Origin of the sequence: Culturomica massiliensis, from assembly GCF_900091655.1 — a bacterium.
Taxonomy (GTDB): domain Bacteria; phylum Bacteroidota; class Bacteroidia; order Bacteroidales; family Marinifilaceae; genus Culturomica; species Culturomica massiliensis.
In genome coordinates this window covers 2,541,548-2,557,625 of record NZ_LT594621.1, presented here as the reverse complement: position 1 = coordinate 2,557,625, position 16,078 = coordinate 2,541,548, and the positions used below count along the sequence as shown (strand labels likewise).

The window sequence follows — 16,078 nt, the reverse complement described above, 5'->3', positions numbered from 1 at the left end:
GTTTTATAAAAAAAACGCCCCGCAGGGCGTTTTTTTACTTTTTGTATATACCCAGTTTATCTGGATCGAAATTATGGATAAATCCTGCATGAGCAGCCACTTTAGCCTGTCCGTAATTGATAAAGATTTCGGCAGATTTCTGGAACTTCTCACAGCGTTGGGCGTCTTGTAATAACAAGTAGCCGATGATTGTATATCCGGCGATTTCGACCAATCGGCGTGCGTGGAAATCCGTATATTCCGTGTTTCCGGCTTCCGCTACCTTAGCTGTGCAGGTTTCCAATTGACCGGTCATGCATTTCAGGGTTTCACGCAAATATTCGTGTTCCGGTTTGATGGCCATTTTTTCATACACTTCATGAATGTATTTGGCATATTGTCCGGTAGTTACACCGCGAATCGCAGCTACAACCTGTAATTGCGAAGTCCCTTCGTAGATATTGGTAATACGGGCATCACGCACATACCGCTGAATGGGATAATCTTTCATAAATCCGGAACCACCGTGAATCTGTAATGCGTCATAGGTGATTTCATTGGCATATTCGCTGGCGAACAATTTCTGCAACGGGGTATAGATATCAGCCATTTTCTGATATTCTTTCATTTCGTTACGCTCGTCTTTTTCCAATGTTCTTTCTTTGGAAATGTGGTAGTAGGTTTTGTACATGTCGACAAAGCGTGCTGTTTCATAAAGTATGGAACGGATACCGTGTAGCTTGGCTTCCATATTGGACAGCATTTCATAGATGGCCGGGAATTCGATGATGGCTTTACCGAACTGCTTCCGTTCTTGCGCGTATTTCAGGCCTTCACGGTAAGCGGCTTCAGCAATACCGACAGACTGGCCGCCGATACCCAGACGTGCAGCATTCATCAATGCCATAACGTATTTGATCAATCCCATTTTCCGTTCACCGACTAATTCGGCCGGTGCATTTTTGAATACCAATTCACAGGTCGGAGAGCCTTTGATTCCCAATTTGTTTTCGATACGGCGCACGGTAACGGCATTGTTATTGCGGTCGTAGATAAACATGGACAGACCGCGTCCGTCGTTTGTGCCTTCTTCCGAGCGGGCCAGCACCAGTGAAATATGTCCGTCTCCGTTGGTAATAAAACGTTTTACTCCGTTCAAATACCACTGGCCGTCTTTTTCATTGTAGGTTGCTTTCAGTTGTACGGCTTGCAAATCGGAACCGGCATCCGGTTCTGTCAGGTCCATGGCACAGGTTTCACCTTCACAAACGCGGGGCAGGTATTTCGCTTTTTGCTCCTCGTTCGCAAATTCGTTGATTGTTTCGGCACAGTCCTGCAATCCCCATATATTTTGCAATCCGGCATCGGCGCGGGCTACAATTTCCGCTGCCATGATAAACGGAGTGATCGGGAAGTTTAATCCGTTGTATTTCCGCGGCAGTGAGATCCCGTTCAATCCGGCTTGGTTGATTACATCGATGTTTTGTTGTGTACCGGCAGCATACTGTACATGACCGTCTACCACCTGCGGACCTTCTGCGTCTACTGATTCTGCATTTACCGCTACGACATCTCCGCAAATTTCTCCGACAATTTCCAATACTTTGTCGTAGTTGTCAATAGCATCTTCGAAATCACGCGGAGCACTTTCAAATTCCTGTGCTTCCGTATAGTTACGCTCTTTTAATGCTACAATTTTTTCCATCAACGGGTGTCCGAGATGAAATTTTATATCTTCGTTATCTGTATAAAAATTAGCCATACTTACTTTATTTTAGATTTATGATTTTAGATTTTTGATTTCAACTCACTTCGTTAATCGTAAATCAAAAATCGTAAATCAAAAATTATTTACTTGCTGTTCTTCTTATAATACTGTATCATCTTCGGAATGATGACATTCAGGTCTCCGGTGATGACATAGTCGGCAAACTTATTGATCGGGGCGTTGTTATCGGTATTGATGGCGATAACCATAGCCGATTCTTCCATACCGGCAGTATGCTGGATTTGTCCGGAGATACCGCAGGCAATATACAATTTCGGACGAACGGTGGTACCCGTCTGACCGATCTGACGCTCGTGCTCACAGAAACCGGCATCGACAGCAGCCCGGGAAGCCCCTACTTCTCCGCCCAGCACACCGGCCAGTTCGTGTAATAACTGGAAGTTCTCTTTCGATCCTACACCGTATCCTCCGGCAACGATGATCGGAGCTGCTTTCAGGTTTACCTTCGATTTTTCCATGTGGCGTTCGATGACATGGATTACGAAGTCTTCCGGAGCGGTAAATTTATTGACATCGATTGTCTTTATCTCTCCTTTGTGATTGGCATCGAAAATTTCTTTTTTCATAACACCTTCCCGTACTGTCGCCATTTGCGGACGGCAATCCGGATTGACAATGGTGGCTACGATGTTACCTCCGAAAGCCGGCCGGATTTGGTACAGCAGGTTATGGTATATTTTATCATTTTTTTTGTCTTCGTAGTCTCCGATTTCCAGACTGGTACAATCGGCAGTAAGACCGCTGTGCAGTGCAGAAGAAACGCGGGGTCCGAGGTCACGTCCTATGCTTGAGGCTCCCATAAAAGCAATCTGGGGTTTTTCCTGCTTGAATAAATTAACCAGGATAGAGGTGTGGGGAAGAGTCGTGTACGGATATAAACGTTTGTCGTCTCCTACCCAAAGGGTATCTACTCCATAAGGAAATACTTGTTTTTCAACTCCTTTCAGGTCACTGCCTAATACGATGGCTTCAAGCTTTACCCCGAGCTCCGTGGCGAGGGTACGTCCTTTTGTCAGCAGCTCAAGACTTACGTCTGCTACAACACCCTCTTCTATTTCGCAATATACAAATACGCTGTTCATAATTTCATTTTTGATTTTTGATTGAAGATTTTTGATTCCGTTGCTTATAGCAATCGTAAATCGTAAATCATAAATCGTAAATTAGCCAATGGTGTGGTTTGTAATTAATTCTTTCATCATAGCATCGATGGCTTCGTCGCTGGGTTCCAATACTTTGGCTTCTTTAGCCTGGAATACGACACTCTCGATGTTTTTTACTTTTGTGGGAGAACCACTTAAGCCCAGTTCCTGGGATTCGCATTTGATGTCGTTTACACTCCATTCGGTAATTTTCAGATAAGGACGCTCGTGCAGTAAATTGATATAGTCTTCATCCGCGTCCTGCATTTCCTGTGTGGCACGGGCATATTTGTATTTCATGACGTAACGTGCATTACGGGGACGGCAAGGGGCAGCCGAGCCATTGACTGTAACGACACAGGGCATAGGACACTCAACGACTTCAATGCCTCTTTCGAGACGGCGTTTGATCGTTATTTTCTGATCATTACATTCAAGAATTTCTTCTGCATAGGTAACTTGCGGAATTCCTAATTTTTCTGCTACCTGGGGACCTACCTGTGCGGTATCGCCGTCGATAGCCTGACGGCCGCAAATCAGTAAATCGGTTTTTAAATTTTGTAAGGCGCAAGCCAGCGCATAGGAGGTTGCCAAAGTATCCGAACCGGCAAAAGCCCGGTCGGACAACAAAAAGCCTCCGTCTGCTCCGCGGAACATGGCTTCCCGGATAATTTCAGCGGCCCGGCCCGGACCCATCGTTAAAATGTGTACGGTTGTCCCTTCAATTTTATCTTTTAATCTTAATGCCTGCTCCAGAGCGTTCAGGTCTTCAGGGTTAAAAATAGCAGGTAAAGCTGCCCTGTTTACAGTTCCGTCGGCTTTCATTGCATCTTTTCCCACATTTCTCGTGTCGGGAACCTGCTTCGCAAGAACAACAATTTTCAGTCCTTTCATGTTAATTTATTTAAGTTATCATCTTCCTGGCCGGTACAACCGACCCGAAAGATTCTTTGGATTAATATTTTAACTAATTGTTCAAAATTAATTGTATATTTCAATATTTTAAGTGTCTGTACACAAAGAGTCTGCGAAAATAGTAAATAAGCCTACGGACTTATTTTACAAAAAATCAATAAAATATATTGATGTTTTTGACGGGTAAAGATAATACAATAAAGGTAAAAAATAAAAAGGAAAGGGGAAAAAGATTCTGAGAGAAGGGGATGAGGTGTATGAAAACAGCCGGCTGATATTTTTTTCAGCCGGCTGTTTTGTTTTTCTATTACCGGTAGTTTTGGGCAAATTCCCTTCCGGCCCGCAAGGCTTTTAAATTCATTTCGACGATATCTTCACCTTTACGTGCAAAAATGGCGCGAATGCCTTCTTCGAGGTATTCAAACGGAATTTCGATAAAAGGAGAGGCGGCGCCTAACATGACAAAATTGCCGGCCCGGACATTCCCGGCTGATTCTTTTGCAAGGGTATCGGCATCGATAATGACCTGATGAGGTAATGCCTTCAACGTCTCCATCAATAACCCGGTATCCGGGTAGTTCGGAATATTGATGAAGGGAGTGGAATTCGTTACCACATATCCTCCCCGGCGCAAATAGGGAAGATAGCGAAGAGCTTCCATGGGTTCTACCGATAGGATGATGTCAGCGGTTCCTTTAGCAATCAGATCGGAAAAAATGGGTTGGTCTGAAATGCGCATAAAGGATTGTACATCTCCTCCCCGCTGGCTCATGCCGTGGGTTTCGGCTTGCTTCATATATAGATTGTTTGTCAGGGCTGCCGATCCTAAGGCTGCGGCGATGGACAAGATGCCTTGCCCACCGACTCCTGCTAATATAATGTCTGTTTTCATGAGTTACGATTTATGTGTGGTTTGTTTCAATGCAGTATGATACAAACCGGTGATGAAACATTGATTATTTCTTTTTACTGTCTCTTGCAGCTTTCTGTATGCAAACCCTGCGGGGAATAATTACCGATACACCTTTGTATTCCAGTTCCTCACGGATAATTTTACACAACTCTTCGTGGTTTTTAGGAACTGGAAGAAGAACGCGGATATGCTCGGGTTCGACTCCGATGCCTTTACAGATCGACTCTATTCTGCCTAAAGCGGAAGATTCCTGTCCGCCGGTCATTGAAATCGATTCGTTATCGGAGATGATGACTGTAATCGGTGTTTTTTCATTGACGGCATCCAATAAGCCGGTCATGCCCGAATGAGTGAACGTGGAGTCGCCGATGACGGCTACCGTCGGAAACAGTCCCGCATCGCAAGCACCTTTTGCCATCGTAATGGAAGCGCCCATATCTACGCAACTGTTGATGGATTCGAAGGGAGGGAGTGCTCCCAGAGTATAGCAACCGATGTCTGAAAATACACGTCCTTCTCCGTATGTGGAGATGACTTCGTTCAATGCTTTATAGACATCCCGGTGGCTGCATCCGGTACAGAGGGCCGGAGGGCGTGGCGTTACAATTTCCGGTACCGGAGCACCTTCGGTTGTCGGGAAGCAAAGTGCTTTCGCTACTAAATCGGGATTCAGTTCTCCGTCGCGGGGAAGGGTTCCGTCCAGACGGCCCATAATATTTTCCAGGCCGGGATAGCCTTTCAGCATTTCCTCGACTATCGGATAACCTTCTTCCAACACCAATATCTGCTTGCATTCCCGGAGCAGACGTTTGATCATTTTGCGGGGTAGCGGATATTGACTGATTTTAACAACAGGGTATTTGCATTTACCGTTGAAATTTTCCATCAGGTAGTTGTATGCGATACCGCAGGCAATAATCCCCAGTGATTTATCTTCACCGTCCAGGTATTGGTTGAATGGTGATTGCTCGGAAGCTCTGACAAAATCGGCTTGTTTTTCCAATAACAGCTTGTATCTTTTTCTTGCAATGGCCGGTAATAATACAAATTGGCGTTTGTTTTCCGGGAGATGCAAATGGTTTTCCGGAAGCCCGTCAGATGGCGTAACACCGGCCCGGGAGTGTGCTAAGCGCGTTGTAATACGCAGCAATACCGGACTGCCGACGGTTTCCGAGAGAGCAAAGCCGTAGCGGGTCATTTCATAGGCTTCCTGCTGATTGGAGGGTTCCAGGGTCGGTATTAAGGCAAATTTTCCGTATGCCCGTGAATCCTGTTCGTTTTGGGAAGAGTGCATCGATGGGTCGTCTGCTGCTATTATAAGCAGACCGCCGTTTGCCCCTGTGACAGCTGCATTCATAAAACAATCGGCTGCCACATTCATCCCTACGTGTTTCATGCATACCAAGGCACGTTTTCCGGCATACGACATTCCTAATGCCGATTCCATGGCCGTTTTTTCATTTGCAGCCCAAGCTCTGTGGATGTTACGGGCAATGGCTTCTTTGGAAGTTTGAATATATTCGGTAATTTCAGTCGAAGGGGTGCCGGGGTAAGCATAAACGCCCGATATCCCGCTGTCTATTGCACCTTGGGCAATAGCTTCAACACCTAATAGTAGCTGTCTTTGCATAATTGTTTGGGTTTTATAATCGTCAATAATTGAATTCTGTTATGGAAAGCCGGATATACGAAAGAACATGACGGTTGATGCCGGCTTTGTATCCGGTAAAATTGTAGCAAAAAAAATTATAGCCCCCAGTGGAATTTCAGGGTGCCCATGATGTAAGCTAAAACAAAATAATATTCAGACGGTCGGTACATAGATTTTTTTATCCGATAACGTTTGCGAAGATAAAAAGAAAAGATGAGATTTAAAAATCTGGAAATTTAGAAATTCGAAGTTTCAGATAAATTTCAGTCTGACCGGAACTGTTCAAGCTAAAATTTACACACTGGGACGGACTCAGTCATGTTCGGAAGAAAAAATATTGTCCATGGTTGTCTTTTTCCATATATTCTTTTTTTCTGGTCTTCTCAAGTGCTCCTAAATTTTCAGACAGGAGGTCTGAGTTGCGTTTTATTCAGATCTCCCCCGCTTTCAATAACGATAATGGCCATAATCAGATTTTCGAGTTCAATGCCCATTCTTCTGACAGCCGTGGTATATCCGATATTATTTTCCCGTTTATAAATCATCACCAGCATAGCCGTAATCAGGGTCATATACATCACAATCTGTATTCCGTTTTCATTCATGGAGAGAAAATGGCTGAAATTCAGTTCCTGTTTGATAAAACGAAAAAAGACTTCAATATCCCACCGTCGACGGTATATCTGAGTAATAGTCTGAGCTGTAAGTTCCAGACAGTTAGTTATGAGTAAAATTTCGCCTTTACCCTGAGGTTTAAAACGCACTACCCGGAAAGTTTCATCAACGAGTCTGGTTGTTACTACTTTTCTTCCTTCTTTATTGAGTTTTTCTTCCCGTTTATAAAGTTTAACCAATTTGTCTTCAAGAAGGTCTCCGTCTGTGAAAACATCATTTCCCTTTTTCAGGTCCTCCACCACCAGCATTTTCCGTTTATCGGTCAGTCTGCCTACAAAAAGGAGTCCATCCTGACTTTTCATTGTCCTGAATGCTTCGGCAGAATTCTGACCGCGGTCAAGGATATAAACAGAAGAGTGATCCTTTATCTTTTGAAAATGGCTGAGCACATTCTCAGGAAGTACATGGGATTCGCTGGCTTCACTATCACCCGAATGAGTCGTTGCAAAAGAAGCAAACATTCCGTCAAAATTGATGGTATATTTCATCATTTTCTTTTTCCCGTAAAGATTGCCGCACGGCATTCCCTGTTTGAGGTGATTGCAGGCTTCACTTACAAGAGTACTGTCCACACGCTGAAGACATAAGTTTTCGATCTCTTTCGTACTGTATAAAGAACTGAAAATATGATAGATCGTTTCGTAGCACTCCCGGAAGAAATCAGTATTCATGGTGGACAGACGATCGGATATGGAACTATGGGATATCGTTGGTTTACCTTTAAAATTAAATAAAGTACGAAAAAGAGGAGAGGAAAAGGAATCAGCCAGACCACGCTGGCTCAATTTATCTGTACGAAGGATTCCTGATAAAAGCAAATAAAACATCAAACGGCCATTCAATACTTTGGCATAATGATCAACTTTACTTTTAGTGGCTATTTTTAGGATATGTTCATCAGGAATCTGACGCAATAGCTGAATCAAATCAATTTTCTGATTAAAGATGGTTGACATATATCTATTGTTTATGAAAACAAATATAGATATTTAAATACAAGTCAATACATTATAAAACAATTAGTTACTAACAAAATAATACATGATTGTTAATAACTGGTATGTTTTTTTTGATTTCCAAAATTGGAGGGACTGTTCTTCCGAACATGACTGGGACGGACTTGTTGTGTAATTTTAGATTTTGGATTTTAGATTTTAAATTGAAAAACAGAGGTTGAGAGGAGGGAGAGCGTATTTATGATTTTTGATTTACGATTTACGATTTACGATTTTTCTCACGGGTTTTGCGGATAAGTTTTGGGTTTATGGTTGGAGGATAAAGTGATGTATAGGGATTATGGGAAAAGAGTGAAAAGGGATTTTAGATTTTAAATTGAAAAATGAGGTTTGAAAGGAGGGAGAGCGTATTTATGATTTTTGATTTATGATTTACGATTTACGATTTATGATTTACGATTTTTGATTTGTCTCATGGATTTTGCGGATAAGTTTTGGATTTATTGCGGTTATACCGGTCTGTGGATTTGGCGAAAATGGTGTATGGAATCCGGTGGATAATGTATTTATCGATTGTTCCAAATTTTCCAGGCGGCTTCGGCTTGTCCGATCAACATGCCGAGTCCGTTGCGGACATGAGCTCCAGCCTGGAGTCCCTGTTGCATGAAAAGGGTAATATCCGGATTATAAACCAGGTCGAACAGATAATGGGCAGGTGTCAATTGCTCATAGGGGATGGAAGGACAGGTCGCTGTGTCGGGCCAGGTGCCGAGCGGAGTTGTATTTACAATCAGAAAATGTGTCGGTAAATACCGGTGTACGTCTGCATATCCGATCTCATTTTCTCCCTGTGGGTTGCGGGATACGGTTAAAGAAGATATGCCCAGCTTTTTTAATGTGTAGCGGACGGCTTGGGCAGCTCCGCCATTGCCGAGTATTAAAGCCCGGGTAACTGTTGGCGGGATAAAATCAGACAGAGATAAGCGGAATCCTTCCGTATCAGTATTGTAACCGGTTAAGCGGATACAGTTGTCCTCCCGTACGATTTTCACGCAATTGACGGCTCCGATTTCCCGGGCAGCCCCATTCAGTTCGTCTATGTATGGGAGGATGGTTTGTTTGTGGGGGATGGTGACATTGAAGCCTTGCAATTCCGGGTTTTGAAGAATGATGTCGTTCAGCGCAGCGATATTTTCCAGTTCGAAATTCCGATAAAAAGCTTTTATTTTTTCTTTTTCGAATTTCTCTGTGAAATATTTTTGAGAGAAAGAATGTCCCAGAGGGAAACCGACCAGACCGTAAAGATACATGAATGTATGTGTTTTGTTTGTTCGTTTTCAGATTTCGCTATTCTGTAAATTCCATTTTAGTTTTTCCGGCTCATTTTTTTCCCGATTTTCTCAACGCCCCAGATTAAAAAGAATCCGGCCAGACACATTATTATCGCTTGTGCTACCAACGGATCACCTTCTATGCTTCGGGGCAGTACATTTTGTTCTGTCAGAGCTTGTCTTACGCCGTGTTGGTCGACATAGGTCTCCAAGGTGATTTTCCAGGGCCACACTTTGTTCAGCGAGCCGACCATAAATCCGGTAAGCATCGCAACAGTCAAGCTGTGGTAGTTTTTCAGTAACCAGGATAAAATATGAGAGAACGAAATAATACCGATAATGGCTCCAATGGCAAATACAGATATAATGCCGAGATTCAGGCTACTGACGGCTGCCATGATGTAGGCATATTGCCCCATCAGCAACAGTATAAAAGCACCTGAAATTCCGGGTAAAATCATAGCACATATGGCAATTGCGCCGGAGAGCATGATAAACCACCAGGTTTGTGGTGTGGATGCCGGGCTAAGTACTGTGATCGTATATGCAGCAATTCCTCCGGCGATCAGGGATATTACCGTAAAGATATCCCATTTCCGGATTTCCTTTGCAACCAAAAAAGAGGAGGCGATAATCAAACCGAAAAAGAAAGACCAGATTTCAATGGGGTGGTACTTTAGCAAATAGGTCATCAGACGGGCCAGAGAGAAAATAGAAATACCAATGCCACAGAGTACAGAGAATAAAAAACTGCCGTTTATTTTTCGCCAAAAAGCATTGATTTTCAGACTGAACAACAGTTTTATGGCTGTCCAATCGATGCTTTTGATTGAGTTGATCAGTTCTTCGTAAATACCGGTAATGAATGCGATGGTTCCTCCGGACACTCCGGGAACGACATCTGCCGCCCCCATACAACACCCTTTTAATACGAGTAAAAGGTAATTTCTTTTTTTCTCCACGTTTGATTACGATTTTTGATTTTAGATTTACGATTTTTGACCGGTGATTTTATAATTTCAGTAGTAAATTGTAAAATATAAAACCTCAGAATCCAGGTTCATCATGATAAAATAACTTCGGCTGCTATCATTCTTTTCCTAATAAAAACCGTAAATCGATAATATTGATGTTCAGCATTTGAAAAATACATTCCGGTGTTCCGTCCGGCGCAAATCGAATACGGTTTTTACCGGAGTAAAGGTACTCAACGGTACTTCCACGAAAATAGATATCCAATTTCCCATGGCACCGTTCCACAGTCCGGGTAATTCCTGTACACGGATGTCTTTTCCTTTGTAGGATTTGGTCGTAATAAACCCTTGATTGTAGTCGATAAAATCTGTGAGATCGAATTGCTTGCCTTTGTGATTGCGGGTTCCGCAAACCAAATCTACGGGATTAAAATGTGTGGCATGTTCGAAGATTTTTTTCTGCTCTTTGTCTTTCAGGTCAATTTGAGCGGATTCGATGATCATTAACCGTTGGCTGCCGTCTTCGGCTTTTACCCAGAACGGACCGCCTCCCGGTTCGCCTTCATTTTTCACCATACCGCATACCCGGATCGGGCGATCCAATAAGCTTTTTAAAAAACGAATCCGTTTTTTACGATCCGGAAAGGTAAGATCGGCCGGTTTTTTATATCCGGTATTTTCTTCAATGAATTTTTCAATCTCATCGAGTTTTTCGTCGGTAAGGCCGCGTTTATCCAATAAGTCCAGTTGTTCAAAGATTTTACTTTGTATTTCGAACAACATACCGGCCAATAACTTTTTGTATTTGACCGTATCGGCTTTGCTTCGGTCGGGAATAACGTTGTCGATGTTTTTAATAAAAATAATATCGCCTTTGATATCGTCTAAATTGTGAATTAAAGCACCGTGACCGCCCGGACGGAAAAGGATTTGTCCGTTTTCATCCCTGACAAGTTCTCCCTTTTCGTCGACACTAACAGTATCTGTAGACGGTTTTTGAATTGAAAAAGTAACCTTATATTTTACATCGAACATTTTTTCAAATACTTTCGTTACTTTTCTCAAACGCTCTTTGAACCGGGGAAGATACTCTTCTGATACCGTAAAATGCAGATTGGCATCTTTTCCGTTTTTGCAATATAAAGCTGCCTCTACCAGATGTTCGTCAAAAGGAGTGCGGACGAAGTCGCGGTATACATGAAAGTCAACCAGTCCTTTCGGGGTGTTGCCGTAGTTCAGTCCTTTATCTGTAAGGATATATTCCAGAATTTCCTTGTATTCCCTTTTTTCCAGCATTTTTTCGAGATCTCTGCTGTCTTTCCACATGATACTTTTTAAATGTTCATAAAATGGAAATTCATTCAGATGCAGGAAAAATTCATGCATGCTGTTGGGGGCTTTATCTTGTACGAATTTCAGAAATTCTTCCGTATCGCCTTTGTATGTTTCCATAAAGGAAAATAATGTTTTGAACATTCGGGAAGCGGAACCGGAAGCTGGAACCATTTTTATAACATCTGCTTTCTGGCTCCCTTTTTCATAGAGATCGATCAGGTAATTTTCTTCTTCGGCCGGAATGATTTTGATGCCATTCCCGATTACAGCCGGTTCGGACAGCCGGACATAACCGAAACCTTTCTTGAAATTTTCAAGTTGTTGGTTTACCTGTTCCTGCTTGATACCCCGATGCTTAAAATCTTTGAGGTCTTCTTTCGTGTAGATAACTTTATTTTCCTTCATTTTAAATCAAATTTTCAAATGTTAACCCTACTCCTCTTCTTCATCGTAAACTTCTTCCTGGTTATCGAGTTCTTTCTCGTAAAAATTTTCAGCTTCTTCCATTAACGAATCGATATCGTCTTGTGAAAGCGGCTCTTCGTCAATCCAATAAATACGCTGATTGCTGTAAAAACCGTCTAAGTCACATTGAATAATACACCGTGGACTCTCCGTATGTACAACATATACCAGATCGAGAGCTTCCTGGGAATTGTCAGCAATAAGAAATTTAGGTAACATGTTTTTGTAATATTAAGTTAGTTACTTGTTTTAGGTCAGCAGGCTACATGTCATTTTTACCTTTGACTTTGAACTATAATTTGGATACAAATGTACATATAAATTGTAAATTTTAGATTTTAAATTTTAAATTGTTTGTCGGGCTGTTTCTTCGTTAGATTTTTTTTAATCTCAAAATCGTAAGTCTACAGTTAGAATCTATATTTTTCAGCTTGTAAATTTTTCTTTTCAAACGAAAGAAACGGTAATAATGTTTGCGAAATTCTTTTTCCGGATTGGCTTATGTGGCCTTCCCGGATCGTAAATCAATGACCGTTTCCGGGGCCTTGCTTAAATGTATTTCGCTTTCGGCTGAAAGTCTGAAATTTTCGGTCGGTGCAGTTGTAAAAAGGAATGGTTAAAAAAGTGTGTTAAAATTATCAAAAATGCCTGTTTTTATTATAAAATTAGGATTCGTTTAATAGATTTATTATTACTTTTGCCTAATTAAAGTAGATGTATAATATATATGTTAAGTAGGGCGTTGTGTGCTGTTTTGTCGGGAGGCAAAGGCGATAAAACGTTGTTTGTGCTTCTAATCGTGAGTCTGATGAAAAAAAAGTGGTATATAAGCCTATTGTTTTTACTTATGGCGTCCTATGCGGATGCTCAGAATGAGTTATTTTCCCGTCAGTATTTCCTGAACAATTATTTAATGAATCCGGCGGTTGCGGGGGTGAATGATTATATGGACGTCCGGCTATCTTACAGCCGTCAGTGGACGAATATCAAAAACTCTCCGACCTCTATCCTGTTTACTTTCAATACGAATTTGGCGAAAGATAAGGATCAGGTGTTGCGTTATTCTGATTTTGATAAAAGATACCGGGTAGAAAAAGGTCATTTGGATTACAATTACCGGCGGATCAAGCATGGGGTGGGGGCAAAAGTGACTTATGACAAGCTTAATATCTTTACTTATACGGATGTTACGCTCAGTTATGCCTGCCATGTGCCTTTGAGTCCTTATTGGACATTGTCTGCCGGTGTGGGAGCCGGAGTATCGATGTCGACGATGAAGATCGGGGATGAATATGTGGGAGATGTTGATGATCCTTTGTTAAAAGTCGGCAAGCGGAATGAAGCGACGCCTTTGGTTGAAGCCGGAATATGGCTCTATTCTACAGGGCCTTTTGTAGGTGGATCCCTTTCCCGGTATATGAAGGATCCTTATGATGAGGACAATAAGGAAAGATACAATAACATATATGCGACAGCCGGGTGGCAGCTATATTTCAGCCGTTTTGCTTTTGTTCCTTCGGTAATGTATAAAAATGACGGCTATTCGGGAACGGGTGTGGATATCAATGCCGTGTTATGGTATGAGGATATGGTGTGGATCGGCGGATCACTCCGTAAGTTGGAGAACCCGTCTGTTCATATGGGAATATTGCTTCGGAATACGATAGAGCTGAATTACACTTACGATATCAATAAGCGTGACTGGGGTGCTTCCCATGAGATCGGTGTGGCTTATCGTATATGGAAGCGTGCTGATGCTTGTAAAAATAAGTGGTATTTTAGGTAAGCAGGAGGGGGAATTCCCAAGGAGGTATTGAGATGAAACGTATATTAAATGTGTTGATGTTGGTGTTGTTTGCCGGGATTCTGCCGGCACAAAAAGTTGTGTATGTGTCGGAAAGAGGGGATGATAGCTGGTCGGGGGCACAGACACTACCGTATGAATCCGTATATAAAGCTTTGGAGTCGGTAAAGGATGTAGCCGGACCGGTAGAGATCCGGGTGGCTGTCGGTAAGTATTTGATATCGGCCCAAAAGGGAAAAAAGAAAGGAGAACTGCTTGTTCCGGCGAATGTGACGATAAGGGGAGGTTATATCCGTGAGGGAACGGGTGTGAAGGATATGTTGTCGGATAACCGCGGAAATCCGGACGGACAAACTATTTTTCAAGGGGATTCTACTTGCCGGATTGCGACTGTAAAAGGGGTTTTGGAGCAGGTTGTAGTTGCCGGAGGACGTGCAGAGGGTGCTAATGGCGGAGGGATTCTTGTAGAGAGTGGTGGAAAGGTGGTGAATTGTATCATTCGGAGTAATCAGGCTTCGGGGAGTACGCCGAAGGTCGGTGATCTTCTGTTGAAAAGCGGTGATTTTATGGATGTTTCCCAATATGTGTACGGACAGGCCGACGAGGTGGTGGGAATTGTTTTTTGGGTAAATCCGAAGCGGGACGCTCCGGTAGGTGAGAGGGCCCGGGCGATGTCGATAAAAGAGTTCAATGAGCCGTGGGTTGCTGTCAAAAATAAATGTAAGTATAACGAGGAGTTTCTTGTGAATTTGGTGGAGGGTACTTATTGCCCGGAAGTCGAATCGGCATTATCGGATACGGATGGTGCTGCGAACACGGAATTGCTTTTATCGAACACGAATGCTTATGTGACAGATTTTCCTTTGGCCAGGGCCTGCCGGAATTATGGAGAAGGCTGGTATTTGCCGGCTATCGGTGAAATCATGTGGATATTGACGGAGTGGAATACGGTGGATAATTCTTTTAGAATGGTATGGGATAAAATACAGATCGGGTCCGGATCCGATATGGCAGTGATGAATAAATATTTTGGTATTGTGAATCCGAGTATTGCTTATGCTTCCTGGTATGAGGCCGATTTGTTATGGTTTAAAAGCTGGCCGACTTCTTCTTCCCGTCCGGATGCGGTGAATTGCTGGCAGTTGAGCGGTTTTTACAATGAGGCGGCATTACGGACTTATGTAATCGTCGAGGATCGTAAAGGTGTGGCAACAGTTACTCGGCCGCAAATGGCGTATGCCGTAAAATGTTTTTGATTATGAAGAAGGTGTTTTGGTGTATATGGTTGCTGTGGTTTTGCATTGATACTTGTGCTCAAGGAAAGGGGGGTGGTATATATTTGCACGATGGCGGCAGTTGTGTCGGTTCGGTTGTATATCAAAATCAGGCCCAGGACGGTTTCGGAATTGCCGGTGGCAATGCCCGGGTAATCAATACGACGGTGATTGCCAACGAGAAGCTGAAGGTAGATACGACCCGTGTCGCTCCGGGATATATTTATTGTTTGAACGGGGAGATCGTGGATACCGTGACTTATGAGAGTGACGGGCGGCAGGATGCCATCGGTATTGTGTATTGGGTGCGTGGGGATATCAATGCCGTTTATCCGAAAGGGGCCGCGATTGCTTTGCAGGAATTCCAGGGGTCCTGGGGAGCTGTCAATGTTTTGAATATATCCGGGCAGTATGAACTGGAAGATTGGGGAGGTGTTGCTTTTTTGAAAGATACGGCTTGTTACGGCAATACGTTGAAGATGGAGCAGGAATATACTGACAGAGGGTATAGGGAATTCGAAGCCGGACATATCTGTTACGGTTACCGGGCTGAAAAACAGGTTGAGGGTACACCCCGCTGGTGTTTGCCGACTTATCTGTATTTGCGGCGTATTTTTAATCAGATTTCGGCTTTGGATGCTTCGTTGCGTTTTTTGAAACGTGTACATCCGGGGTTGGATATTGATATGTTAGGGGGCAAGTCCAGGACGGCTGCTTGGTATTGGAGTTCAAACGACGGACTTGCCGGAGAGCACAACAGCGGATGTGTCGTCAATTTTGTGACGGGGGCGTACGGTCGCTTCGGTAGCACGGAGGCAGAGAAAACGACCCGTAACAATGTGCGTCCGATTTTTGTTTATTGAGATATAGCGTAT

13 protein-coding genes are annotated in these 16,078 nt (G+C 43.0%); 3 read left to right on the top strand and 10 right to left on the bottom strand.

The window, feature by feature from the left end; translation table 11 throughout:
• Positions 1-34 precede the first annotated feature (34 nt).
• The 10 genes from BN8908_RS11955 to BN8908_RS11910 all read right to left on the bottom strand — a co-directional run bounded on the left by BN8908_RS11955 (position 35) and on the right by BN8908_RS11910 (position 12,344).
• Complete coding sequence (locus BN8908_RS11955) at positions 35-1,741, bottom strand: acyl-CoA dehydrogenase family protein (protein ID WP_068690781.1); 1,707 nt, start codon at positions 1,739-1,741, stop codon at positions 35-37.
• Positions 1,742-1,830: 89 nt separating this feature from the next.
• Positions 1,831-2,850, bottom strand: coding sequence for an electron transfer flavoprotein subunit alpha/FixB family protein (locus BN8908_RS11950; protein WP_021987136.1), 1,020 nt, complete (start codon positions 2,848-2,850; stop codon positions 1,831-1,833).
• Positions 2,851-2,931: 81 nt separating this feature from the next.
• Positions 2,932-3,804, bottom strand: a complete 873-nt coding sequence (locus tag BN8908_RS11945) for an electron transfer flavoprotein subunit beta/FixA family protein (RefSeq protein ID WP_068690779.1) — start codon at positions 3,802-3,804, stop codon at positions 2,932-2,934.
• A 328-nt stretch (positions 3,805-4,132) separates the two neighbouring features.
• Complete coding sequence (locus BN8908_RS11940; RefSeq protein ID WP_021987138.1) at positions 4,133-4,717, bottom strand: indolepyruvate oxidoreductase subunit beta; 585 nt, start codon at positions 4,715-4,717, stop codon at positions 4,133-4,135.
• 64 nt (positions 4,718-4,781) lie between these two features.
• Positions 4,782-6,368: a thiamine pyrophosphate-dependent enzyme gene (locus BN8908_RS11935; protein ID WP_021987139.1), complete on the bottom strand. Its 1,587-nt coding sequence runs from the start codon at positions 6,366-6,368 to the stop codon at positions 4,782-4,784.
• A 422-nt stretch (positions 6,369-6,790) separates the two neighbouring features.
• Positions 6,791-8,020: an IS4 family transposase gene (locus BN8908_RS11930; protein WP_068688501.1), complete on the bottom strand. Its 1,230-nt coding sequence runs from the start codon at positions 8,018-8,020 to the stop codon at positions 6,791-6,793.
• A gap of 566 nt (positions 8,021-8,586) precedes the next feature.
• Positions 8,587-9,330: a shikimate dehydrogenase family protein gene (locus BN8908_RS11925; RefSeq protein WP_021987140.1), complete on the bottom strand. Its 744-nt coding sequence runs from the start codon at positions 9,328-9,330 to the stop codon at positions 8,587-8,589.
• Positions 9,331-9,386: 56 nt separating this feature from the next.
• Positions 9,387-10,265, bottom strand: a complete 879-nt coding sequence (locus BN8908_RS11920; RefSeq protein ID WP_068690777.1) for a DUF368 domain-containing protein — start codon at positions 10,263-10,265, stop codon at positions 9,387-9,389.
• 219 nt (positions 10,266-10,484) lie between these two features.
• The gene (locus BN8908_RS11915; protein ID WP_021987142.1) at positions 10,485-12,065 is read right to left on the bottom strand and encodes a DUF4301 family protein; all 1,581 of its coding nucleotides are present in this window, start codon (positions 12,063-12,065) and stop codon (positions 10,485-10,487) included.
• Between the two features lie 27 nt (positions 12,066-12,092).
• Positions 12,093-12,344, bottom strand: a complete 252-nt coding sequence (locus tag BN8908_RS11910; protein ID WP_021987143.1) for a hypothetical protein — start codon at positions 12,342-12,344, stop codon at positions 12,093-12,095.
• Between the two features lie 589 nt (positions 12,345-12,933).
• On the opposite strand from BN8908_RS11910, the gene BN8908_RS11905 reads away from it, so the two are divergent.
• Genes BN8908_RS11905 through BN8908_RS11895 form a run of 3 tightly spaced genes read left to right on the top strand, consistent with a single transcriptional unit; the run spans position 12,934 to position 16,066 of the window.
• Entirely contained in the window at positions 12,934-13,911 is a 978-nt protein-coding gene (locus BN8908_RS11905; protein WP_161945870.1) for a PorP/SprF family type IX secretion system membrane protein, read from the top strand.
• A 32-nt stretch (positions 13,912-13,943) separates the two neighbouring features.
• Positions 13,944-15,185 carry a DUF1565 domain-containing protein gene (locus tag BN8908_RS11900; RefSeq protein WP_148453300.1) on the top strand — a complete coding sequence of 414 codons (1,242 nt, stop codon included), beginning with the start codon at positions 13,944-13,946 and terminating at the stop codon, positions 15,183-15,185.
• A 2-nt stretch (positions 15,186-15,187) separates the two neighbouring features.
• A complete protein-coding gene (locus tag BN8908_RS11895; protein ID WP_148453297.1) occupies positions 15,188-16,066 on the top strand; it encodes a hypothetical protein in 879 nt (292 codons plus the stop codon).
• Positions 16,067-16,078 lie beyond the last annotated feature (12 nt).

Coding starts and splice junctions, on each gene's coding strand:
- BN8908_RS11955 (WP_068690781.1), bottom strand. CDS start 1,741: ATGGCTAATTTTTATACAGATAACGAAGATATAAAATTTCATCTCGGA.
- BN8908_RS11950 (WP_021987136.1), bottom strand. CDS start 2,850: ATGAACAGCGTATTTGTATATTGCGAAATAGAAGAGGGTGTTGTAGCA.
- BN8908_RS11945 (WP_068690779.1), bottom strand. CDS start 3,804: ATGAAAGGACTGAAAATTGTTGTTCTTGCGAAGCAGGTTCCCGACACG.
- BN8908_RS11940 (WP_021987138.1), bottom strand. CDS start 4,717: ATGAAAACAGACATTATATTAGCAGGAGTCGGTGGGCAAGGCATCTTG.
- BN8908_RS11935 (WP_021987139.1), bottom strand. CDS start 6,368: ATGCAAAGACAGCTACTATTAGGTGTTGAAGCTATTGCCCAAGGTGCA.
- BN8908_RS11930 (WP_068688501.1), bottom strand. CDS start 8,020: ATGTCAACCATCTTTAATCAGAAAATTGATTTGATTCAGCTATTGCGT.
- BN8908_RS11925 (WP_021987140.1), bottom strand. CDS start 9,330: ATGTATCTTTACGGTCTGGTCGGTTTCCCTCTGGGACATTCTTTCTCT.
- BN8908_RS11920 (WP_068690777.1), bottom strand. CDS start 10,265: ATGGGGGCGGCAGATGTCGTTCCCGGAGTGTCCGGAGGAACCATCGCA.
- BN8908_RS11915 (WP_021987142.1), bottom strand. CDS start 12,065: ATGAAGGAAAATAAAGTTATCTACACGAAAGAAGACCTCAAAGATTTT.
- BN8908_RS11910 (WP_021987143.1), bottom strand. CDS start 12,344: ATGTTACCTAAATTTCTTATTGCTGACAATTCCCAGGAAGCTCTCGAT.
- BN8908_RS11905 (WP_161945870.1), top strand. CDS start 12,934: ATGAAAAAAAAGTGGTATATAAGCCTATTGTTTTTACTTATGGCGTCC.
- BN8908_RS11900 (WP_148453300.1), top strand. CDS start 13,944: ATGAAACGTATATTAAATGTGTTGATGTTGGTGTTGTTTGCCGGGATT.
- BN8908_RS11895 (WP_148453297.1), top strand. CDS start 15,188: ATGAAGAAGGTGTTTTGGTGTATATGGTTGCTGTGGTTTTGCATTGAT.